This is a genomic window from Lysinibacillus sp. C5.1, assembly GCF_016350185.1.
GTDB classification, from domain to species: Bacteria; Bacillota; Bacilli; order Bacillales_A; family Planococcaceae; genus Lysinibacillus; species Lysinibacillus sphaericus.
The window spans coordinates 2,515,325-2,539,862 of the sequence record NZ_CP066226.1 but is presented as its reverse complement, the minus strand read 5'-3'; the positions used below and the strand labels follow the sequence as shown (position 1 = coordinate 2,539,862).

General features: G+C 33.3%; 19 protein-coding genes, 1 pseudogene and 1 other annotated feature. Of the genes and pseudogenes, 10 read left to right on the top strand and 10 right to left on the bottom strand.

Annotated features, from left to right (window positions below; translation table 11 throughout):
- Positions 1-3: 3 nt before the first annotated feature.
- Genes I5435_RS12230 through I5435_RS12220 form a run of 3 tightly spaced genes read right to left on the bottom strand, consistent with a single transcriptional unit; the run spans position 4 to position 4,767 of the window.
- On the bottom strand, positions 4-1,791 hold the full coding sequence (locus I5435_RS12230; RefSeq protein WP_337982328.1) for a tyrosine-type recombinase/integrase: 1,788 nt from the start codon (positions 1,789-1,791) through the stop codon (positions 4-6).
- 26 nt (positions 1,792-1,817) lie between these two features.
- Entirely contained in the window at positions 1,818-3,680 is a 1,863-nt protein-coding gene (locus tag I5435_RS12225; RefSeq protein WP_337982327.1) for a tyrosine-type recombinase/integrase, read from the bottom strand.
- Between the two features lie 4 nt (positions 3,681-3,684).
- A complete protein-coding gene (locus tag I5435_RS12220; RefSeq protein WP_337982326.1) occupies positions 3,685-4,767 on the bottom strand; it encodes a tyrosine-type recombinase/integrase in 1,083 nt (360 codons plus the stop codon).
- Between the two features lie 116 nt (positions 4,768-4,883).
- Between I5435_RS12220 and I5435_RS12215 the strand changes: the two are divergent.
- A pseudogene (locus I5435_RS12215) lies at positions 4,884-6,650 on the top strand (DNA ligase D); the annotation flags it as partial.
- 53 nt (positions 6,651-6,703) lie between these two features.
- Here I5435_RS12215 and I5435_RS12210 read toward each other — a convergent pair.
- Positions 6,704-7,666 (bottom strand): MBL fold metallo-hydrolase, encoded by a 963-nt coding sequence (locus I5435_RS12210; protein WP_337982325.1) that lies wholly within the window; start codon positions 7,664-7,666, stop codon positions 6,704-6,706.
- 137 nt (positions 7,667-7,803) lie between these two features.
- On the opposite strand from I5435_RS12210, the gene I5435_RS12205 reads away from it, so the two are divergent.
- Both I5435_RS12205 and acnA read left to right on the top strand, forming a co-directional pair.
- On the top strand, positions 7,804-9,288 hold the full coding sequence (locus I5435_RS12205) for a methyl-accepting chemotaxis protein (protein WP_337982324.1): 1,485 nt from the start codon (positions 7,804-7,806) through the stop codon (positions 9,286-9,288).
- 330 nt (positions 9,289-9,618) lie between these two features.
- On the top strand, positions 9,619-12,324 hold the full coding sequence (acnA, locus tag I5435_RS12200) for an aconitate hydratase AcnA (RefSeq protein ID WP_337982323.1): 2,706 nt from the start codon (positions 9,619-9,621) through the stop codon (positions 12,322-12,324).
- A gap of 45 nt (positions 12,325-12,369) precedes the next feature.
- On the opposite strand, the gene I5435_RS12195 is transcribed toward acnA, so the two are convergent.
- The 3 genes from I5435_RS12195 to I5435_RS12185 all read right to left on the bottom strand — a co-directional run bounded on the left by I5435_RS12195 (position 12,370) and on the right by I5435_RS12185 (position 15,081).
- Positions 12,370-13,287 (bottom strand): TIGR03943 family putative permease subunit, encoded by a 918-nt coding sequence (locus I5435_RS12195; RefSeq protein ID WP_024361826.1) that lies wholly within the window; start codon positions 13,285-13,287, stop codon positions 12,370-12,372.
- Positions 13,288-13,298: 11 nt separating this feature from the next.
- A complete protein-coding gene (locus tag I5435_RS12190; RefSeq protein WP_337982322.1) occupies positions 13,299-14,300 on the bottom strand; it encodes a permease in 1,002 nt (333 codons plus the stop codon).
- A gap of 196 nt (positions 14,301-14,496) precedes the next feature.
- The gene (locus I5435_RS12185; RefSeq protein ID WP_337982321.1) at positions 14,497-15,081 is read right to left on the bottom strand and encodes a DJ-1/PfpI family protein; all 585 of its coding nucleotides are present in this window, start codon (positions 15,079-15,081) and stop codon (positions 14,497-14,499) included.
- Positions 15,082-15,222: 141 nt separating this feature from the next.
- On the opposite strand from I5435_RS12185, the gene I5435_RS12180 reads away from it, so the two are divergent.
- The 7 genes from I5435_RS12180 (at position 15,223) to I5435_RS12150 (ending at position 20,527) form a co-directional block, all read left to right on the top strand.
- A complete protein-coding gene (locus I5435_RS12180) occupies positions 15,223-15,660 on the top strand; it encodes an Lrp/AsnC family transcriptional regulator (RefSeq protein WP_024361823.1) in 438 nt (145 codons plus the stop codon).
- A gap of 72 nt (positions 15,661-15,732) precedes the next feature.
- Positions 15,733-16,248: a sigma-70 family RNA polymerase sigma factor gene (locus tag I5435_RS12175; protein WP_025219438.1), complete on the top strand. Its 516-nt coding sequence runs from the start codon at positions 15,733-15,735 to the stop codon at positions 16,246-16,248.
- Positions 16,241-17,185, top strand: a complete 945-nt coding sequence (locus tag I5435_RS12170; protein ID WP_337982320.1) for a DUF3221 domain-containing protein — start codon at positions 16,241-16,243, stop codon at positions 17,183-17,185. The genes I5435_RS12175 and I5435_RS12170 overlap by 8 nt, the downstream gene beginning before the upstream one ends.
- A gap of 108 nt (positions 17,186-17,293) precedes the next feature.
- Positions 17,294-18,142, top strand: a complete 849-nt coding sequence (locus I5435_RS12165) for a DUF2785 domain-containing protein (RefSeq protein WP_108030870.1) — start codon at positions 17,294-17,296, stop codon at positions 18,140-18,142.
- Positions 18,143-18,178: 36 nt separating this feature from the next.
- Positions 18,179-18,415 (top strand) — a binding site (T-box leader).
- 54 nt (positions 18,416-18,469) lie between these two features.
- The gene (locus tag I5435_RS12160; protein WP_337982319.1) at positions 18,470-18,679 is read left to right on the top strand and encodes a hypothetical protein; all 210 of its coding nucleotides are present in this window, start codon (positions 18,470-18,472) and stop codon (positions 18,677-18,679) included.
- On the top strand, positions 18,660-18,911 hold the full coding sequence (locus tag I5435_RS12155; protein ID WP_108030868.1) for a DUF5915 domain-containing protein: 252 nt from the start codon (positions 18,660-18,662) through the stop codon (positions 18,909-18,911). Before I5435_RS12160 ends, I5435_RS12155 begins: the two co-directional genes overlap by 20 nt.
- 749 nt (positions 18,912-19,660) lie before the next feature.
- Positions 19,661-20,527, top strand: coding sequence for a helix-turn-helix domain-containing protein (locus I5435_RS12150; protein WP_337982318.1), 867 nt, complete (start codon positions 19,661-19,663; stop codon positions 20,525-20,527).
- A gap of 46 nt (positions 20,528-20,573) precedes the next feature.
- Here I5435_RS12150 and I5435_RS12145 read toward each other — a convergent pair whose 3' ends face one another.
- The 3 genes from I5435_RS12145 to I5435_RS12135 all read right to left on the bottom strand — a co-directional run bounded on the left by I5435_RS12145 (position 20,574) and on the right by I5435_RS12135 (position 24,183).
- Entirely contained in the window at positions 20,574-21,791 is a 1,218-nt protein-coding gene (locus I5435_RS12145; protein ID WP_337982317.1) for an MFS transporter, read from the bottom strand.
- A gap of 380 nt (positions 21,792-22,171) precedes the next feature.
- Positions 22,172-23,119: a hypothetical protein gene (locus I5435_RS12140; RefSeq protein ID WP_337982316.1), complete on the bottom strand. Its 948-nt coding sequence runs from the start codon at positions 23,117-23,119 to the stop codon at positions 22,172-22,174.
- A 2-nt stretch (positions 23,120-23,121) separates the two neighbouring features.
- On the bottom strand, positions 23,122-24,183 hold the full coding sequence (locus I5435_RS12135; RefSeq protein ID WP_337982315.1) for an arginase family protein: 1,062 nt from the start codon (positions 24,181-24,183) through the stop codon (positions 23,122-23,124).
- Positions 24,184-24,538 lie beyond the last annotated feature (355 nt).

Here is a 24,538-nt window from a genome sequence, read left to right as displayed (position 1 = left end):
AATTCACCTGATTTCTGAAAGTCTACTTACTATCTTTTCTAAATTGGTTAAAACATCTTTATTTGCTTGCTCATGTCTTTCCCATTTGTTATCTTTTGCTTCTTGGATTATGAGTTTGGTTTCTTCTATTTGCTTTAAATGAGTAGAAAGAAAATTGTGATCTGTCCTGAAATGTGTGCAAGTTAAACAAGCATTTGAATGAGGACAAGATAGGTCAAGCGACAAAGAACAATAACCATTAGGCAATACTTGATGGTAAATTAACTCTCTAGGTATGGTTTTTTTTGTAGTATCTTTTATTTCAATATTTCCTTCAATGTTTATTAGAACATTGTTTTTTGGTAAGATTTCATTTTTTAATGTTTTACTTAATAGTCTTGCATAAATTGATGTTGTCATTGAATCAGTATGTCCTAAGTAATTTTTAACAATATGTTGTGGAACACCAGAATTAATCATGTTTGTTCCAACGGTATGTCTCATATCATGGAATTTAAATTCGTAAAAACTACCATCTTCATACTTTATTTCATTATCTATACATAATTTATTGATTTTATTTGTGATAAGCTCGGCATTATATGGTTTTCCTTTAGAATTTGGGAAGAGAAAATTCCCCTCCACGCCATACTTATTTTTCACAACCTTTTCTTGTGCTGCAATAAATCCTGCAAGTTCTTTAGAAATAGGAATTATATGATCTTTTTTAGTTTTTCCTTGAAAATATTTAAGATAAGAATCGCCTTCTTCGTCAGATTGTACACTTAAAGTCTTCAGTTGTAATAGGTCACTACGCCTCATTCCAGTTTCAAAACCGATTTTCATTAACCTAAATATATCGCTTGGAAGTTGCTCTAAATTATTTTCGAGCTGTTTTAATACATAATCAGGTATATAACGAGGAGCACTTTTTGGTTTCTGCGGAACATCTTCCTTTAGCAGTAGCAATTTAGGGAAATTTTTATTGTCGTTGAAATGCATGAATTCAAAAAACACTTTATAACTTGAAGCAATTGAGTGTAAAGAATGTTGTGTGTGAATCTTTTGAAGCTCTAAAAGATGGAATGAAATAATTTTTCTAGATAAATTTTTACTAAGTATTGTAGGATAATTGTTCATCAAGAAGTTTGATAACTTCTTAATTGCTGATATCATACTTACTACAGAACTTGAAGTTAAATTGTGTAAATTATGTTTTATATACGTTTTAATAGAATTTTTTAACCACAAAGGGTGTATTTCTTTGAAATTTATTATATTTATTTTAACTATCGAATTATTCGTGATTCCCAGTTTACGCGTATCCCAAATGTCTTTTACGTATTCTTCACGATCATCATAAACAACTAAAAGTTTATTCATTATCTTTATTAGTAATGTTTTAGTGAATTCTTGGCTTGTTTTTGAGAAATTCTCATCCCGAAGATAATTCAATAAATTATTCAATTTATTTTCCTCACTTAGTACAAGTAGAGAAGGGAGTTTTTCATTGAGATAATTTATATAAGAGATAATCGCATTAATACTGTAAATATAAAGACGAATTTTCTTTTTGCTCCAGTTATTTTCTGAACTTAATATTATACTTATCGTATACTTCATTTCCATATTGATATGATTGTCTTTTGAGAAACTTATAGTCGAGACATTAATCATATCAGCTAGATTAATCAATTCAGAAATCTTCCAAAAATCAGGTTTCCATTGACTGTTCAAGCCTTCAAAGGAGCTAACCATTTTTACTTTATTGTAAATAATTCCATTTGTATCGAAGTGTGCTAATTTCTTCATGAGTGGCTCCTCCTACGTACTTCGGATTATAATAATGAATTTAATATAGCTTCAAGATTGTTTTTTATTTTAGTGTTAGTTTCGATTTGTCTCTTCCACTCATTCTTTTCAGCCAACTTGATAAGATTTGAACTATCTTCTAATTGTTGAATTAGTATGTTTTTAAAAGTACCATCAGTTCTAAAATGATCACATGTAAGACAAGCATTGGCATGATTACAGGGACCTGTAATAACTGGTATTGAACAATATCCGTTGGGCAATGTTTGTGCTAAGATATTCTTTTTTAACCATTGCAATTCCTCATTTACCTCATTATTAAAGCCATCTTTTTCTCCATAAATATTTACCACTTGATTTTTTGTTCTCAAAAATTTTTCTTTTAAAGTTTTGTCATGAATTTGTGCGTACACACTTGTCATTGAAGGGGATTCATGCCCTAAGAACTCTTGAACAATATGTTGTGGAACTCCGGTATTAATTAATCTTGTACCTACGGTATGACGGAATTGATGGGAATGGAAATGGAATATTTCTCCGTCGTCGTTGAGAATCTTTTTTTTATATGAAAGCTTATTTAAATTCTCATTAAAATTTTTCTGAAGAATGGGAGTATTAAACTTGCTAGAAAATAAATAATTAGATTTTTCCCCAAATTTTTCAATTATATATTGCTGTTGAACCTTTATTATTTCAGCTGCTTCAGGCGGAATAGGTATTGAATGATCTTTTTTTAGTTTACTTTGATAATAATGTAAAAAATAATCGCCTTCTTGATCCTTAATTAATGGAGAGAATGGGAGCTCTAATATTTCACTAATTCTCATACCGCAAACTTGTAATAGTAAGACGATTCTCATGATATCTGGACGGAGTTCATTAATATGTTTATTAAGTTGTTTAAGAACCGAATCGGGAATGTATCTTACACTTTTTGATAAAGTTGTTTTTGGTATTTTAACTATTACTGATTCTTTTGGGTGAAACCACTCTTCAACTGTTGCAGTTAATAGAAGATCTTTAATAGCACAGAGTATTTCACTTTTATATGATTCTTTAACCCCTGAATTATTTAAAAAATTATGAAAATTATTAATAGTATTTTGGTCTATTTCGTCTAAAGTAGAAATATTATTGCAGCTTTTTGTTAAGAATGAGGAAAAGTACTTCAAACCATTTAATTTTGAATTTGCGTTACTAAAACTATATCTAGATAAACGATGTATAATAAATTTCTTAGAAATATCTTTTAACCAAGCCTGAGAAATTTTTTTAAAGGAAAGAGTATAAGTACCCGTTGTTATGTTGTAACTCTTTTTTAATTTTCTAATATCCCATATATCTTTTTCAATTTCATTTTTATTATCTAGTAGTTTAACAATCATTTTATAAAATTGATTTAACATATAAATAGGTAAAGGTTCTCTTGGATATACTTTAATTTCACTTTTGGAATTAAGCATAGTCCTTTTTAAATTCTCGTATTTTCCTTGATTCACCATATAAGTTCTGAGTATAACTTGCCAATGTTCAATACTATATGATAATAGCTCTGACAAACTATCGAACTCCGAGTCCAACCAATCAAAAAGAACATATAGATATCTTCTAGTTTGGGATAAGTATTTAATCGTCCATATCTTTTCTTGTAGGAGATTAAATATTACTAGTTTTAGTTCGTTATTTAAGTATTCTGACTTTTTAAATTCTAATTGCCTTGTACTATTCCATTTCTTTATTTTCTCAAGTGTATTTTCATCGGTATAGGGTAATTTTTCAAATCTCCAAGTATTATCCTTCCACACATTATCTAAATTACTATATAAGTCGAGTAAAGTAGAGGTTTTCTTTATGTTTGTTATCGATGAAGGTAAACTCCAATTTTCCATAAATTTATTCTCCATTCTTTAGACTGTTATATTTTTGAACTTCTCGTTTCATATCTTTATCAGATAAATGAGTATATGTGTTTATAGTTGTTTGTACGCTTTTATGACCTAACCTCTCTTTGACATATGCCATATCCCAGTCACTTTTAATTAAATTTGTAGCGTGGGTATGTCTAAACATATGAAGATTGAATTTAATTTTAGTTTTAATACTAATTCTTTGTACTAACTTACTTACAGTTTCATATTTCATTGGTTTACCCTTGGCACCGCCCCACAAGTTGACAAATACATAATCGGATTCTAAATCATCTAAATCATGTACTATATATTCTGTATAAAGCCCCATTAATTCTTTTGTAACATGTACGACATTAGTATCTATTGATTTCGATCTTGAAAAGTTCTCGTTATTGTCGCGAGGTATAATGTGTATTTCATTATCCATACTTTTTATATCGCAATGACGTAAACCTAGAACCTGCCCAATTCTCATTCCGGTTTCATATAAAAGAGAAAACATGAATTTGTCCCGTAGATTATTACAACTCTCGATAATTAATTTAACTTCGGAATCATTCAATGTTTTTGGGAATTTTTTTGGTACCTTTAACTTTATATTTTTATTTCTATGAAGTTTTGATTTTGTTATATGGTGAAGAAATGATTTATAATTTTTTCTCCTACTTCCACCTATACTGTAAAGAGGATTATCTTTTAAAACCCCATTATTGTAATAAAAATCAAAAAACGAACCCAATGCTGCTAAATATAAATTGATGGTTGTTTCTGTTCTGGCAGCCTCATATGTAGTAATGATGCCAGTTCCGAAAAAAGGGTTCCTTAAGTAATTAACATATTCCGCTATTAATTTTAAATTGGTGAACTTCCAATCTAATTCTCCTTTTGATTCTAAAAAGCCCCAAAATATTGAAAGTGAGTTTGCGTATGTCTTTATTGTATTAATAGAATAATTAATGTCATCTAAATATTTCAGGTAATCGTTAATTTCTTTAACAGGCAAATGATCATCTCTAATAACAATAAATGTTGTTTTATTTCCAAAATTCACCCTTTGTATTTTCATACTAACCTCCAATTTAACTATGTTTATACTCTATATAATAATTCTACAACGTTCGAAATTCTAATTTTATTTTACATTGTTTACGTTGTGGATAATCCTTATTTTACTACAGATAAGAAGGGAAATATGACGGATTCCGCTGTCTATTACAGTGGACTGATGAAGAGCCTATTTTGAAAAGTAGAAATGGCAATGTGTTAAATCATTTGTTTCCGGAAATTATTGATTATTGCAGAAGTCTTTATAATCACATCAAAGAATTTTTACCGTTAGTATTTGACGGAGAAATAGTGTATTTAATTAACAACTATAAAAGTGAATTTGCAATCGTGCAACAACGGGGAAGAATGCAAAAAAAAGAAGTGATTGCTGCACATGCCACATCCTTTCCTTGTCATTATATTGTTTTTGATTTACTTTCCTATCAAGGGGAAAGTCAAATGAATCGCTATTTAAAAACGCGAAAACAGCAACTAAACACTCTTTTTACATCGTTAAAGCTACCGACTGCTATTAAATATGAAGAAAACCATCGTTTACAAGCAATTGATGTTTTTGAAGATAGCCAAACTTTGTGGCATTTCATCAAAATTTATAATGGTGAAGGTATTATTGCCAAGAAAAAGACGAGTAAATGGCAGGAGGCTGTACGGTCAACACATTGGCTAAAAATTAAGAATTGGAAAATTGTCACAGTGATTGTGAACAAATTTGATAAAGGAAATGGATATTTTCACGGTTGTGTGCATCGACAGGGTGTGCTAACGGAAGTGGTTGTTTTTAGGCATGGGATGAAAAAGGAAGAGTTAAATACCCTTATTACATTTTTTCAAGCAAACGGGCAACAAAACAACGAAACATGGCAATTAGAACCATCCATCTGCATTGATATCGCATGTATCGACTTTGATGGTAGTAAGTTAAGAGAACCTCGTTTTCATGCCTTTCGATTAGAAATGGAACACCAGTACTGTAATTGGCAACTTATGCAACGCCAGCTTATGCCAATACCGGATAGTGTGCCAGTCACGCATCCCAACAAGCCGGTGTGGCCTGCTATCGCGATTACAAAAGAGGACTATTTGTACTATTTACAGCTTGTATCACCCTTTATACTGCCATTTTTACGAAATCGACCTATTACGTTAATTCGTTTTCCTCATGGGGTACCAGGAGAGAGTTTCTATCAAAAAAGCAGTCCGGAACATCTACCTGCATTTGTCGAAACAGAAAGAATGAGCGAACATCATAGTATCCTATGCAATAATCTTGAAACACTGTTGTGGTTAGGGAACCAACTTGCATTAGAATTTCACATCCCTTTTCAAACGATTGACACTGAAAAGCCTACAGAGATTGTTTTTGACCTAGATCCTCCTTCGGTCGACGCATTTTCACTTGCCATAAGCGGTGCACTACACTTAAAAGAAATATTTGATTATTTTAAACTACAGTCTTTTGTTAAAACTTCTGGTGGCAAAGGTTTGCAAGTTTATATTCCATTACCATTCAATACATTTTCTTATGAACAAGTTCGCCTTTTTACAGAGTTTGTCTGTCGTTTTTTATGTGAGCAAAAACCCGAATTATATACGATTGAACGTTTAAAGAAAAATCGCAAAGATAGATTGTATTTAGATTATGTGCAACATGCGGAAGGGAAAACCATTATATCGCCGTTTTCCACCAGAGGTAACGAAATGGGCTTAGTTGCAACACCTCTACATTGGAATGAAGTAAACGACAAACTATCACCGGAACAATTTACGATACCTGCTGTTATAGAGCGAATCAAACGAGTGGGTAATCCATTGATCCATTTTCAAGCGATAGGGGAAGAACAGGACTTTCAGGCAGTGCTTCAGCATTTAAATAACCAATAAAAGAATCTGCAACATTTCTCAAAGTTATCGTGAGAAATGAGCAGATTCTTTATCTATTTGCTAGTAGATGGTTTGTTTTTTTGCAAATAATCAAGAATGCCCATTGCTGATACTGCTGTATCAAAAGGAAGTGTTTGATAGACGGGATGGCTTTCTGCAATACCATTTCGCTGTAGATATTGATGTAATAGTGCTTGTAATCTCGTATCTAATAATTTAGCTTGCTGTGCTAAAGTACCCGGTGAAGCTAGTGCCTTTTCTCCTTCAACTAGAAATAACGGCGTCCAGTAACGAACTTGACGATAGGCTTCTGTTGGATTTTGATAAGCACCGTAATGACCGAAATACAATTCCTGAACGTTAAGTTTTTCGTATAATTGAATCGATTGCTCCATCGTATCCGGATCATACTGATTCGGGGAAGTTGAAGGGATAATTAAATCAATTGCTTCATCGGCCAACTCTGGATAACAGACACCTGTTGTATCACCTACAAACATTCCATTCGTCGCAGAGTAATGCATGGATACGTGATGCTTGGCATGACCTTCTGTATGGTAAAAAGTTAGTTGATGATTGCCCAATGATAAAATATCGCCATGCCTAGCTTCCATAATCCGTTCAGGCGCAACCGGTACGATTGGGTCAAAGAGGCGTTGGAATTCTTCACCATATACAGCCTTTACACTTGCAATTAGGCGGGTTGGGTCAACCATATGCCCAGCACCACGGGGATGTACGACTAATTTTGCTTTCGGGCAACTTTGAAGAAAAAGACCAGCCCCGCCTGCATGATCTAAATGAATATGTGTAACGATGACATAGTCAATATCATCTAGTGTAATTTGCAATTCATTTAAACCTTCTATTATATAGGGCACGGAAGGACTTGCAGATGTTTCAATCAACGCAATTTTCTCATCGATAAGTAAATAAGCGCTTGTGCGTTCCTTCCGATTCAAATCGTGCGTATCAATGCAAAAAAAGTTTGGTGCTATTTTTTGTACGCTCTCCATTAAAAAATCTCCCTTCTGATTAAAAAAGCTAAATTCTCTCTAAAATACCTTTTTTGTCTACAAAAAGTAATGTTTATACTATATAATAATAGAAAAACAAACTGAATGTCCATTCATTTTTTAGGGGGAGAAATATAATGGAGGTCAATATTCGCTATGATACACGGAAAGTTCATCGTGTTAATTTAGCCATCATTTCAATTTTAGCTATTCTTATTTGTGGCCCAATGATACTTACAAAAGGAATTATGTTCTTATTTATTGGTCTGGCGGTAATTGCTTTCGCTTTATGTAATTATTTTTTACCTATCCAAACATATATTAAAGGATTTATATTTGGCATGATCCCATCCAGTATCGTTTTCACATTGTTTTTACTAGATAGTTTTTCATTGAACAAGCATTATATTTTGCTTTGTACAATTGCCATTATTGCGTTGTACTTTAAAAAGGAACTGATTATCTTTTTTGGGATCATACTAAACGTAAGCTTCGTGATTTTATATATAGTGAAATCGGAATCACTCTTGGGACCTTTCAACGATATTATTGTATTCATTACATTATTAGCCATTACGAATGGCGTTATGATTGTTTTCTTTCTACTGGCAAAATGGGGAAATGAGCTAATTACACATGCAGCGGCGCAGCAAAATGAAGTAAAAGCTTCGCTCGCTCAACTACAGATGACCTTCAATCAAATTGAACAAAGTAGCTATAGACTAGATGAGCATATTACACGTTTTCAACAAACTATGCACAGTATTTCGGGGTCAAGTAAGCAAATATTACAAGCCACAGAAGATATCGCGGCTAGTATTCAACAGGAAGCCTCAAGTTTACAAATGATTCACGGAACAATGAAGGAATCCGTACAATTTGTTAATAAAACCTTTTCCATATCACAGGATACGGTAGCGAAATCTAGTAATCTCCAACAGGAAGTATTAGCAGGGTGGGGCAAAATGCAAGAGGCGATGGCTCAAATGATTGTTATGAACAATGCAATCGGTTCAACTGCCGAGACCGTCCAAGCATTGCAACAAAGTTTGCACACAGTGGATAACTTGTTGAAAGGCATCCAACATATAGCAGAACAGACAAACTTACTTGCATTAAATGCCACGATTGAAGCTGCTAGAGCAGGCGAACAAGGAAAGGGATTTGCTGTTGTTGCTGATGAGGTACGGAAATTGGCAGAAGAAAGTGCGGCCATTACGGTTAGCATTACAAATGTAACTAAAACAATATTCGAAAAATCAACGGAAGCTCAACAACGTTCGAATGATGGAGAACAAGCACTACAATATGGTGAATTGCTGTTGCAGGATGTCAGCCATTTCTTTAACGTTTTAAAAGATACCTTTGCAATAACCAATACGGATTTAACAAGTGGTATGAATGAATTAAGTAGTGCCATTTTGCAATTTGAAAAAATTCAAGAACAAATTGAAAAGTTGAATGAGATGACGGAGGAAAATGCTGCTTCTACTAGTGACATTTTACTTTCGGTTGAGGACGAACATCAAATGCTTGAAATGATGACTAGTACAACCGATCAAATACAAGAGCTTAGTATGGCGTTAAAGTCTCTGGTCACAAAGGATACTGTATCGAACTGAATGGATTGATTTTCCTTTATTATTTGGTGCTTCGGGGGTTCAATGCCTGTATTTTTATAGTAAACAACTAATTTTATTATTGTTGCAAACTAAATGTGCATATTTTTTAAAAAAATGTCTAAAATAAAACAGGCCGAAATATGTCATTTTCGTCACAAATTCGCTCATTCATGTAAAATAAATAAAAGACATCACTTGTCATAAGAAATACTTATTGAAAAAGATAATATTAATGTAATTTACTTATGAATATAAATACGTTATTATGGGTGGTGGAGAAAAGATGCTTTACATAGGCCTTTTCAAAAAGATATTTAGGGGGATCCGCAAATGGCACAAGGTAATTTACACAACAGCCGCGCATCATTCGAAGTTAATGGTAAAACTTACAATTACTATGACTTAGCTGCGATTGAAAAAGCTGGCGTTGCAAAAGTTTCAAACCTTCCTTACTCAATCAAAGTATTATTAGAATCAGTTTTACGTCAATATGATGCATACGTAATCAAAGAAGAGCACGTAAACGAATTAGCAAAATGGGGTAACGGTGCTGATCCAGAAGCTGAAGTACCATTCAAACCTTCTCGCGTAGTATTACAAGACTTTACTGGTGTACCAGTAGTAGTTGACCTTGCATCTCTTCGTTCAGCAATGAAAGAAATGGGCGGAGATCCAAACAAAATCAACCCTGCTATTCCAGTTGACCTTGTAATTGACCACTCAGTACAAGTTGACAAATACGGTAATGCATCTGCATTACAAGCTAACATGGACCTTGAATTCGAACGTAACGCTGAGCGTTATAACTTCTTAAAATGGGCTCAAACTGCTTACAATAACTTCCGTGCTGTACCTCCAGCAACAGGTATCGTTCACCAAGTAAACTTAGAGTATTTAGCTCCAGTTGTACACGTAAACGAAAATGCTGACGGTACATTCGAAACATTCCCAGACTCAGTAGTAGGTACTGACTCACATACAACAATGATCAACGGTATCGGCGTTCTTGGATGGGGTGTTGGTGGTATCGAAGCTGAAGCTGGTATGCTTGGCCAACCTTCATACTTCCCAATTCCAGAAGTTATCGGTGTTAAATTAGTTGGTGATCTTCCAAACGGAACGACTGCTACCGACTTAGCATTAAAAGTAACACAAGTTTTACGTCAACGTGGCGTAGTTGGTAAATTCGTTGAGTTCTTCGGACCTGGCGTATCTAAATTACCACTAGCTGACCGTGCAACAATCTCTAACATGGCTCCTGAATATGGTGCTACTTGTGGTTACTTCGCTATTGACGAAGAATCATTAAACTACATGCGTTTAACTGGTCGTGACGAAGAGCACATCGCGGTTGTTGAAGCTTACTTAAAAGCGAACCACATGTTCTTTGATCCAGCATTAGAGCCAGTTTATACTGACGTATTAGAAGTAAACTTAGCTGAAATCGAACCAAACCTTTCTGGTCCTAAACGTCCACAAGACTTAATTCCACTATCTCAAATGCGTTCTCGTTACAAAGAAGCAGTAGTGGCTCCACAAGGAACTCAAGGTTTCGGTTTAACTGAAGATGAATTCGAAAAAACTTCTGTAGCTAAATTTGCTGAAGGTGATGTAGAAATTCCAACAGGTGCTGTAGCAATCGCTGCTATCACTTCTTGTACAAATACATCTAACCCATACGTTTTAATCGCTGCTGGTTTAGTTGCGAAAAAAGCTGTAGAAAAAGGTCTAACTGTACCAAAATGGGTGAAAACTTCTTTAGCACCAGGTTCTAAAGTTGTAACTGGTTACCTTGAAGATTCAGGTTTACAAACATACCTTGACCAAATCGGTTTCAACACTGTAGGTTACGGTTGTACAACATGTATCGGTAACTCAGGTCCATTACTTCCTGAAATCGAAGAAGCTATCAAAGCGAACGACTTATTCGTAACGTCTGTTCTTTCTGGTAACCGTAACTTCGAAGGCCGTGTACACCCACTTGTAAAAGCGAACTACTTAGCTTCACCACCACTTGTTGTAGCTTACGCACTTGCTGGTACTGTGGATATCGACCTACAAAAAGATTCATTCGGTAAAGACAAAGATGGAAACGAAGTATTCTTCGCTGATATCTGGCCTTCAACTGAAGAAGTTAACGCTGTATTAGGTACTGTAGTTAACCGTGAATTATTCCAAAAAGAATACGAAACTGTATTCACAGCAAACGAAAAATGGAATGCAATTGAAACATCAACTGAGTCTCTATACACATTTGATGACAAATCAACTTACATCCAAAACCCACCATTCTTCCAAGGTCTTGCAAAAGAGCCAGAAGCTATCAAAGGCTTAGACGGCTTACGCATTATGGCGAAGTTCGGTGACTCAATTACAACTGACCATATTTCTCCAGCTGGTGCAATCGGTAAAGATACACCTGCAGGTAAATATTTAATCGAAAACGGTGTTGCAATCCGTGACTTCAACTCATACGGTTCTCGTCGTGGTAACCACGAAGTTATGATGCGTGGTACATTTGCAAACATCCGTATCCGTAACCAAGTAGCTCCTGGTACAGAAGGTGGTTTCACTACTTACTGGCCAACAGGCGAAGTAGAGTACATCTATGAAGCATGTATGAAATACCAAGAGCAAGGTACTGGCTTAGTAGTACTTGCTGGTAACGACTATGGTATGGGTTCTTCTCGTGACTGGGCTGCGAAAGGTACATTCCTACTTGGCGTGAAAACTGTTATCGCACAATCTTACGAGCGTATCCACCGTTCAAACTTAGTAATGATGGGTGTTCTTCCTTTACAATACTTAAACGGCGAATCTGCTGATTCTCTAGGTTTAACTGGTAAAGAAGAAATCTCTGTAAACATTACTGACAATGTAAAACCACGTGATATCTTAACAGTTACTGCTAAATCTGAAGACTGTACAGTTAAAACTTTCCAAGCTTTAGCTCGTTTCGACTCAGAAGTAGAAGTAGACTACTACCGTCACGGTGGTATCCTACAAATGGTTCTTCGCGCGAAAGCTGCTGAATAATTATTTTAGTAAAACCGATCTCTTAGGAGGTCGGTTTTTTTTATTTTACATACTAATGAGAATGTCAATTGGATAGATATACGGTTCAGCAGGCTCCTGTATGTTTTTCCATTGTTCGATTCGAATGATAGGGAGTTCAACACCATTATAGTAACCAATATCAATTGTGCCTTCAGCCTCAATCCAGCTATCTTCTTGTAAGCTCGCAGCTTCGGGCATTTCCGTTAGAAATCCAATAATGCTTGCATCAGCAACACAATGCGTAATTAAAAATCGGGAAATGACGAATTGATTTTCTAGTAAATCAGTTTCTTTTAACACAAAACCACTTAGTCGTATTTTTTTGCCTTGATATTGTGATAAATTATTATTAATATCCTCGTAATATACTGAGAATATATAATTTGTCATCTCGACAATTGGATTTTGGGCCAGTTGTTGCTTTAAAAGGTCGTATTCTTTTTTTGACATTTCCTGTTTTTCTTCTAATAGTTTTGGATCAATAGGATGATCTACCAACAAACCATCGTTATTGACTTCGTTACGACTTGCCACTTCATCTTTTTTTGAGGCTTGAGATTGATTGGTCATCATTAGCGTCGCGCCTTTTTTTTGCGCTATGGATGCATCTAAAAATTTTGTAGGCAATGTAAATCCAGTAAACAATGGAACAACTAAAATGAGATACGATAATACTCTTTTCCAATTAAACGGTGGGTTGACTAAGTTATGTGCGCAACACTTGCATAACTCGTTATGATTGCGATGATTAGAAAAAGAGAAAATTCTTTTTAATTGGGCTACAAACAGTACTAAAAATATAATCGCTACGGTTTTACTTAACATCTCATATTTTGGGTTAATTAATTTCGTTATTTCACCAGTTGCATGTAAATTGAAAATCATAACAGAGAAAGCACATAAAATAACGGCCTTTACAGCTTGTTGCAAGTGAAATTTCATTAGTTGCCTCCTTAAAGAAAAGGTGCGATTAGCCATATTATAAAAAAGATAACGAGAAACACGATCGTTAGTATTGATAGGACAAATTTCAATCGAAATACGCCCAACATCATAATCGTGTTTTTAAAATCAATCATAGGTCCAAAAATTAAGAAAGCAAGTATTGATGGCGTTGGAAAAATAGAGCTAAAAGATGCACCTATAAAGGCGTCTGCTTCGGAACATAACGAAAGGATATAGGCTAACAGCATCATGACTAACATAGAAGATGTAAAATGATCGCCTATGTCTACAAGCGTTTTAGTAGATACAAAGGTTTGCACAAAAGCTGCTAAAAAAGCTCCTATGATTAAATATTTGCCCATATCAAAAAACTCATCAATCGAATGATTGACCATGTTTGAACATTTTTTAAAGAATGATAGTTTTGCTGTACCATGCTGCGCATGATTAGTTCGAATACCCTTTTTAAATTGTGTTCCAGTAAACAGCATACTAATAAGCAGTGCGACGATAATGGCTATGATAAAGCCTAATATCATGCGCAACCCTGCAATTTTTAGATCATTACCGAAAGCCATATATGTAGAAATAATGACAATAGGATTTATAAGAGGTCCCGTTAACATAAAACCCATTGCGGCATGGATAGGTACCCCCTTTGATATAAGTCTTCTTACAATGGGTACTATTCCGCACTCACAGGCGGGGAATAGTGCACCAACGACACAGCTCATGATAATTGCCAAAAATTTATTTTTTGGAATACACTTTTGAATATGTTGCTCCGTAATAAAAATTTGAATAAACCCAGCGATTAGAACCCCAATTAAAACAAATGGTAAAGCTTCTATTAAAATACTCAAAAATATAGTATTGAGATTTAATAGTGGCGTTGCGAAAGAAAAGAGCCAGGCACTACTAGGAAAAAAAGATGGGGTTAGAAACAAAATAATCATGAGCAACAGAAAAAATCGAGCATTTAATAATTGTTTGGAAAGTGGACGATTCACATTTGCCTCCTAATTCTTTGACTTAATCGGGTAGTAACGATTATTCGATAAATGATAATCGTTGCGCTTTACAGTAAGTTATGTTTACATAGCTTTTAATATAACTCGTCATATAAAATAAATAGGACCTTCTTATATGGCTTCGCACAGTGAATGGACGAAAGCAATATAAGCTGATCCTATTTCGTAAAAAAGATTATTTAAATCCCATTAGTTCTTTTACTTTTAATGTATTTGGAGTAGATGTAAGCATTTCGAGTAAGTGAAAGGCGACATCGAACGCAGTGCCTGGATTTGAAGAGGTAATAATGTGTTCTGTCCGAACAATCCGTTCGTTGATAACTTCTGCTCCATAAGATTGTAACTGACCTAATCGTTTACTTGTTGGGTGATTGTAAGTAGTTGCCATCTTATTTTGTAAAATGCCACTATGTCCTAAAGCGAGCGATGCTACACAAATCGTCGCAATGGGCTTTTTATGTTCGTTAAAATGGCGGATAACTTGTTGAAATGCTTCACTAAAAGCATCATCATAAAAACCCGCTTCTTCAAAACCTCCAGGAATGGCGAGTGCATCAAAGTCCTCGAGTGTAATTTCATGCAATAATTTTTCGGGCGTAACTTGAAAATTCCATGTACATTGTAATTTGTTATGTAATCCTACTGTAACAACCTCTGTTGTGCCATCTCCCTCCCATTTGTTCCAGCCTAGCACATCTGTAAAGACACTTGCTTCTACCGCTTCAAAGCCATTTGCTAAAAGTAGTAAGATTTTTTTCATATGGTTGATGCCTCCTTTATTGCTTTAATTGTAATAAATGGAGTAACTGAATAACAGAAGTTATATAATGTAATCAAGTCTATTTTCCTTATAACGAAAGGAATTAATTAAAAAACAATTAATAAAAAAAGGTGGATTCTAATGGACAATATCGATACAGAAATTTTACGCCAATTACAATTAAACGCGAAAATCTCAATGAAGGAGCTAGCGACAATCGTTCATTTATCTTCACCAGCTGTTATCGAACGCGTTAAAAAACTAGAAGAACAGGGCAGTATTGAAGGCTATACAACGAAAGTAAATCTTAAGAAAATGGATCGCTCCATTCAAGCGATTGTCTTGTTTAAGTCCATTGACTGTAAAAGCCTGTCAGACTTTTGTAATGCCCATCCAGATGTTTTGGCATGTTACCGAGTAGCTGGTGAAATTAGTTATATTGTTAAACTCGCAACTTACTCTGTCGAAACATTAGAGCAGTTTATTGATGCTGCAATGCCTTATGGTACACCCTCTACAAATATTGTGTTATCTTCAACAGAAAAAACGATGGTTCTTCCTTTTTTTGATGAAAAATAATAATAATTCCCTAAAAAACAAACCTTTCGCTTCTGAGCACCGTTTATAGGGTACAGAAAGGGGCGCGAGACGTTGCAAGTAAAGGAACTAGAAGAAATAATGGAACAGCACACGGAACGACTTATTCGTCTTGCTTTTTATTATGTAAAGGACCTACAAGAAGCAGAGGATATTGTTCAGGATGTGTTTATTAAGTTCTATGACAATCAGCAAAAATATGAAGAACGTGGAGAATTAAAAGCTTATTTATCGAGGCTTGTCATGAACAAAAGTAAAGATTATTTACGTAGTTGGACTTATCGCAAAATTCAAGTGCAACAGAAAATTTTTGCCAAGCAGACAATCTCAAGAAGGGATATGCTCGTTCAGCAAGATGAACAAACGTTAATCGAAAATGCTATATTCTCACTACCATTAAAGCAACGAGAGGTACTAAGTTATTTTTACTTTGAAGACATGCCTGTTGCTGAAATTGCGAAGCTTCTAAGGATCCCTGACAGTACAGTGAAAACAAGGCTGCGCAGAGGACGTAAATTATTAAAGCCAAAGCTAGAGCATATTGAATGGGAGGTGTTGCTACATGAGTAAAATGGATGTACGAGTAATAAGGGATTTAACAGAAAGTAAAAAACGTGTGATGACAAATGTAGTAAAGCAAATTGAACAACGTGCTATCCCGATGAAATCGAGACGCGGGCAGTATAGTATGTATACTGTAATCCTGACAATATGTATAGGGTTATTTATATACACACAAGTCAACAATGGGGACGAGTTATCAGCAAATGCTGTACCGATATTGAATGAAAAAATATATGATATGATTCTTCATGATGCTGGACAGACAGATGAAAGCCAATTTACTAGTCTTAACTTTCAAACATTAATCGAGCTTGATGCCTATTATGCTTATGCAGTAAGTAAAGGTATAAAATTTAGTCAAGCCGCAATTACTGAGCGGCAACATTATGAACGGGAACAATTTATAAATGCTATTAAAAATGATATGAAAATGAAGAAAATGCTTGCAAATCTTAAGCTATCTCCTGATGAATATTACGAAAAATATATAGGGGTTAATGTAGTCAAAATAGTCGCGCATGCTGAATTAATGAAGGAATATTATCGGGAATTTGATAGTAGTTTTCAAATACATGCTCGCTCGACTGTGAAAAAAGAAGCGATGGATTATTTTACTGCTAAATATGGCCAACAAATTGCTTATTTAGAAAACAAATACAACGTGTCTAAACCTAACATTTCTACACAATACAAATATGGGACAGTTGTTGCTATGGAGGAAGACCGATTTTTAGTTGTGACAGGGGCATTGCAAGAGGAAATCGGGAAATTATCGAATGAAGAAATCATTACTAAACACACGAATGGAGTCTGGTTTCCACTTCAGGAAGTACAGGATAAAATTGCAATTGGACAAAGTGTAAATGTCACGTACAATTGGCAAGAACCATTAAATCAATATGATTTTGTTGCTAATTTGGAGAAGATTGAAATCTCAGACTAGCACCATTTGGAAACAGCTTATCATGATAAGCTGTTTTTTCTTATGGATTAAGGTACAATTAATGTTATTAATTGTATGTATTCTAAACATAAGGAGAAATTACTACATATGATATTATATGAAACATTATTTAGTGAAGCGGATTTAAAATGTGAACTTCAAGCATTCCTAAATGACAGTAATGCTTGGCAACAAGTAGATCAAAATAAACTTATACAGTCTATGCTAGTGCATATTGGCTCAGTTGATAGTGAGCTACGAGACGGACTAATCTATGGTTGCTTTTATACAATGATTGTAGAACAAGATTTACTACATCCTGCATTATTAAACGACACTTTACAATACTGTGTAACGGACTTACTAGATAAAGGCATTGGAGAGAGCGAATCCGATTCAGTTTTTACAAGAACCTTTACAATGTTACTAGTTGCACTAATATTAGCAAAAGATAATGAGTCGGATTTTATTGAAGCGAACAAGATAGAAGAATTAACACATAAGTTAATCGCGTATTTATTAGCTGAAAAAGATGTAAGGGGATATGTGCCGGATAAAGGCTGGGCGCATAGTGTAGCACATGCCTCGGACGTAATAGATGAATTAGTGAAAAGCCCTAAATTCAATACAGCTTCTTTTCTAGATATTTTGCGTCCTTTATGGCAAATGATGTTACAAACAAATTATGCTTTTATTCATTATGAAGATGAAAGGTTGTTAGTACCTATATTCACTATGCTAGAACAAGGTTTGCAGGAGCAAGAAATTATTACATTATTAAGCGAAACTACGGAAATGCTGTCTGCTCAAAAGGCACAGCTTGATGTCTGGCACTATCGAATATTACGCTTTAACTGGAAATCATTTTTAAAAAGTTTTTATATTCAAACTGCAAACAGTCCTCAATATGTGGCCCTTCATCAAAGCATCGCGGATTGTCTGAAAGTTGACAAGTAATTGCCAGTTTGTTAAGGTGAGTCACAATAAAAGCATACAAATTCGTTGATGAGAAAGAGTAGTGTTACATTTTGCTCTACAGAGAGCTGACATGTTGGTGGAAGTCGGTGTGCAAATGTTTCATGAAGATCCTCTCTGAAGATTAGCTAAATAAAGTAAGCTAATTCGGGTGTCTATCGTTAAAGTGAACACGTATGATTGTACGTTGCTAAGTGCTATTGAGCGGGTTTCAATAGAATTAGGGTGGTATTCACGGTTAACCTCGTCCCTTACTTGGGACGGGGTTTTTGTATGCCTTTTATACACGACTGTATAGGAGGAATTTACATGCAAGTTGACAACAACAAAGAGACAACTGTAGAAAGGGAAACAAGAATTCGTAAAATATGGGAGGGAGAACGAACGTTTCAAGCATCCATCAGTAATCGTTCTGTTAATAAGCCCTTTGTATTTTACGAAGGACCACCTACAGCAAATAACACATGTGTTAAAAGAGTCCATAGTGAAGGAGCATTATGTGTTAGCAAAAGAGAATGAATGTCGTGTCTTACTTGATACACATTTAACAGAAGACTTACTTCAGGAGGGTCAAATAAGAGAGTTAATACGTACCATTCAAGAAACCCGCAAAAAATGGCAGTTACCAGTTGTACAATATATCTCGCTTTCTATTTCTACGGATGCTGAAACAGTGAAAATCATCCAACAGTATACGGCATTATTAAAAGCTAATGTATGGTTAAATGACATTTTGTTCGGGGAAGTGTAATTTGGAGAACATGTGATTCAGGAGAAATTGTTTGATAGGGAAATGGGGATTACGTTTATTTTCTAATTATATATAGTTTAAGAAAAGTCAATTAAAGGATGCGCTAAAACCTTTCAATCGACTTTTCTTACTATTTATATTTAGACATAATTACAAATTAAACAATGTTTTAGTACTAAGATATTTTCTTTATTTAAGAAAGCTTATTGTTTTTTTAATGCCCACAACAGTAGAAAGTGCCCCTATTAGAAAGAAGATTAAACCTTTAGAAAAACCTAAGACTATAAATATTCCACCGATAAATAGATAGCTTGCCACAATAGGGTTTTTATAATTAATCTTTTCAAGATATCAGCTCCAGCAAACAATAAATTACTTTTAAAAATAGTATATATTCTTTATTGTTAAATTATATTATATATCAATTCTGTTCACAAAATATTCAAAAAATAGACACTTTTCATCTTGTAAAAGGCATTTTATACTAATTTGTAAAAATAATATTTATCTTCAAAGAGGGTGGGTAAAATGTCTTTAAAATTAATAAAAGTAGAAAATATAAGTAAGCTATTCAGAAAAGTGGTTCCCTAGTATAAGAGCTTTGATTGAACGACCTGCTTTTTTGATTAAGAACGCTAATTCTTTAATATTAGGTTCAAAAGAATATTTATTCACTATTTCTTTATTATTATTTTTTTAGACAATTTGATCAATAATTTCTACTTTAATACATGATAAAGGTGATTTTTATGGATAACTTAGGTAATACTTTTCGCAAGTTACGGTTACACAAAGGTTATAGTCTTAATAATACAGCAAAAGATATAATGTCTGTTTCTCATTTATCTAAATTTGAAAGAGATGAAACTGGCATAACTGTTTCTAAGTTATTATTGTTACTTAATCGAATTAATGTAAGTTTTGAAGAATTTATCTATATCAATAATGAATTTAAAGTAGAGCATTTTGAAGAATTAATTATAAACATGAAGGAATCTTATTTACGTGGAGATTTAAAGTTTTTGAATAAGTTAAGAAATGATGAAATTTTTAAATTTGAACTAACTAATGTATTGTCATATAAATTAAACAGCATCATGATCGAAGCAATTATTTCGGACCTTACTGCCAACAAAGTTAAACAAGAAAATTTAAAAATACTCGTTGATTATTTATGGCAAGTAGAGGTCTGGGGAGAATATGAAATAATTCTTTATGGAAATACGTTACATTTATTGGATATAGATGTTGTAATTTTGCTATCATCAGAAGTCATTAAAAAGAGTATATATTTCAAAAACATGTTAAGTTACAAGCGTAATTTATTTGATATCTATTTTAATACTATTAGAACATGTCTGGAGCATAATAAGTTGAAAGAAACCGAAGCATACTTATATGAATTAAAAAATCAAAATATACCTGAAACCTTTATTTTAGAAAAAACAATTCTAAATTTTTACTTTGGTATATTTAAAATGCATACAAAATATAAACAAGGTCTTGAACTTGCTCAAGAATCAATAGATATATTACATAAGGTTGAATCCTTGAATCATGCTCTAAATTATGAAGAATACTTACAATCATATATAAAAAAGCTAAAAAACGAATAAAAATATAATAACCAGCTATCAATAAAAAACAGATAGCTGGATTTTTTTAAGAATGTCTTTCTTCTAAGATTTCCTTTTTATCTCGTAAAGATGGTAAGTAGAAAATCGTTACTAAAGCAATTAGTATTAAATAGGCTGCAATAATAAACCCTGTATTAATTATGCCGATACGATCAATGAAGTATCCGAAAAGTAGATATCCTGGCAAGCTTACTCCAGTGTAAACGAAGTGGTATAAGCTGTATACTCGTGAAAGATATTTCTCTTCTACATTGCTTTGTAAATACGTATTTATAAAAATTAAAAATAAGCCTTGTGCAAATCCACCGAAAAGTAATCCTATTAACAATACCGCCAGTGGTAATTTCAATGAGAATAAAGCGATAATAATACCAAAGAATAGACTTGAAGCATAAAGCCCTATTTTAGGATTAATTCGTTTGTATAAGTAAGGCGATATGAAAGATCCTAAACCAATTCCAATCAAACTATATGTGGTAATTATATATAAATCTTCATGTGGTCGTTCCAATATTTCTACTAAATACGATATTAAATAAAGATCCACTGACGAACCAACTAACCATGCTGCACCAAATATTTGAAACAGCTTACTATATAATTTATTTATTTTAATATAAGCTAATCCAGCTTTTACGTCCTGTATAATAGTTTTTGGTTCGTTGGTTGATAAATTTTTGTGATATGGCTTTACTGCTAAAATCATAATCATCGAAATAATGTAAAATGAGCCAACGATAAGTAGCAAACTAGAATAACTCAATCCACTTTTAATCGACCACGCCCCCACGCTATAAGAACCTATTTTTGCAAAGAGCATTGTGATTTGGATATAACTATTTGCATTTGCTAAATATTCCTTCTTAACAATTTTGGGCAATAGAGAAGAATTGGCCGGGATGTAAAATATATTACACAAGACAATGGCAAAGACAAATATATAAATGGTAGCAGGTGTTAAATGAATTGTGTTAATTAATGCTAGACATCCAACTAAAACAAATCGTATTATGTCAGTAAAACTCATGACCTTTTGAAGGTATTTTCTTTCAATAATTGCCCCCGCTGGCAAAGAAAATATTATTGCTGGAAGTGTAGAAAAAATAAAGAAAATTGAAAGTCCGATAGCGCGAATACCAAAATTGCCTAACATAGATAATAGAATTATAAATAACATAGCATCTGCAAATACACTAAAAAAACGAGAGAAAAACAGTAAAACAAAATTATGATTTTTAAACATAGTAGTCCCCCTAGGCAAATGATTACTGGTTGGTCATCTTTACTTTGTAAACTACTCACCACTCAGTTAAACATAACAATTCTTAACGCTTGAAGTGGACGTTTCTTGGGGATAGAGCATACTTGCAAGTGTGTCTTTACTTGCAGTGGTGTCTATTATTTCCTAAGCTATTCCGTAGTTCCTATGGTATCTATTTCTAGCTAAGCAAATGGCTTTCATTCTTAGACCTCAGTCAGAATATTGATACTTGCTTCTATATCGCATGATATGCATGACAAATAGGACAAGTCCATTCCAGAATTTCGACGGTTTCTTGCTGTCTTTGTATCCACATGCTGAACAGATTTGACTAGCTGAATTAAGTTAAGATAATCTGCTGTTTAATAATCTAACTTGTATACATTTCCTGTAGTTATATCTAATCCTAAGCCATTATTACTTCGCCAATCAATCGATGGACTATTTGTCATTGAAATGTTTATTTCTATCCAACTATTCACAAAAAGATGATGTCTATACCAAAACCTCCATAATTCAGGATGATTGATTAGTGTGTTTCTAAAAATCGTGTAAATTTCATTTACAGATTGCTCAAAGTTCTCTTTTCTAAAGTATCTTAGATTCTCAGCTTTCAAACGAGGTTCTCCATCCGAATTTAAATCTGCCATTACAAGACACAGTGGCTTTTTAGTTAACAGCAGCAATCGGAAAATACCGCTTCTTAACCTTATTAATGATGTAATGTGTTGAACTTCAATTGGTTTTGAATCTTCACCAGCTCCTGTATTTCCATCCAAATATAATAGAAATGAGCCTCCTTGTTTAAGTAAGCGAAGCAACTTTAAGCCACTTATATTTTCCTCTGCTATTATGTAACTTATATTATTCTCTTGCTTAATTTCATTCCACTTTGTTAATTCTAATTCACTATCATAAGATTCTCTGTCTACTACAATATCCAATGAAAAATTGTTACCTTTATTCAAAGATTTTGTTAACTCAAGAGGCACATGACGGTAATGGCCAAAATGAAAAGTAGCAAAAATACCGCCTTTTTCAAAGCAAGAAATAATATTCTCCATACCTATTTTTTCCTTGAATCCCGAAAAAGCAAATGGCTCCTGTCTTAAGTAGTTTTGTACTTCATTATTAAAGCGATACTTTTCCCATACTTGTATTATTTTTAATTTATCATATTGTAATAAAGGTTGTAGTTCTTTTGATAAATTTACTAATGCTATAAAATTATCAAAATCAGAACCATATATCGATTCCTCACTTAATTTCAGCATACAATCATGTTGAATTTGATCTTCACTTTTTAACATGACTACTTTTCACCTCCATTTTTAGTTAATTCATCCAGTAAATATAATAAAATATGAAGAACCGAATCATATTGTTCAGGCTCACCACCTGATTGTCCTTCGACTATATCTACTGCTTTTATGGAAGGTACAATTTTAAAAATTTCCTGTATCATATTGATAACTTCTTGTAATTTTGGTCCTTCAATTTTTGGAAAATCTACTAAAGGGAAATCTCTAGGTTCTAATACATCAACATCGAATGAAACATACCCAATTATTTCATCGCCAGTATTTAATAATTCAGATACAATTGAATGAAGCTTATCTATATCAGTAAAATTGAGTTGAAAAAGTTTAGGATGATTATAATATTGCCCTAATGATCTAAGCCCTCTAACACCTATTTGAATGATTCCAGCAATCATTTCCTCTTGTAATAAAAAACGAACAAAATTGCTATGACAAATCTCTTTATCCATTTTTAAAATATCCGATCCGCAGTCATGATGAGCATCAAATTGAATAATAAGCATTCTTTTCAATAATATCTTTGTTAGATTTTTTACAAGAGTATATGTGATTGAATGATCTCCACCTACTACACAAAATTTTGTTTTTTGAGGTTCTATGTAGTTCAATACTTGAAATATTTGGTGATTAGTTTCTTCTAAACTATCGTTGACTATTGATAAATCACCATGATCGACTAACAAACAATTTTTCATCAAATATTTATCTCTTAAATAATCATAAATACCTGAAGTTTGTTCATTATATTCATCTAAATATATTGGAAGTCGTAGGCTCGATTCCCTTAAAGCAGCAGCAAAATTTTTCACTTTTGAATTACTTTTATTAGAACCTTTATTAAAAGGGATTCCAAATAAATGAACATTCCCTAATTTTTTTAATGGGTAGGAAAAGAAGGCTTTATCCGTGGCGGTAAAGAAATTCCTTTCTTCTTTTTCTGTATTTTCTGTATGGCAAATTTCAGATTCCCAAAATAAGGAGTTGTTCTCGTTTGTTAAAAGAATTTTGGAATTACCATATCTTACTTTATATTTTTTATGAGTTATTTCCATATTCAACCCTCCTATATTTACTTATTTTTCTGAAAATTTTATATAGTATTAGCGCGGGTAATATCATAATAATTAATGTATTATTGAATGAACTATCGAATAGTAAAAATAAATATTGCCATGTGAGGTAGATTGATATAAGGATAGATAAAATAAATAGCAAATAAAAGAAAATAATAGAACCTTTTATATTTTTCAATAGTGGCAATAAATAATATCCGTCTAACGGTTTTAAAGGCAAAATATTAATTAAAATTGCCGGTATATGAATAACTGCAACTATTTTTATGAATAAGCTATAGTTTTGTAACAAAATCAGTATGGAAAGCGTTAGTTGCAATATGACTCCAGAGAG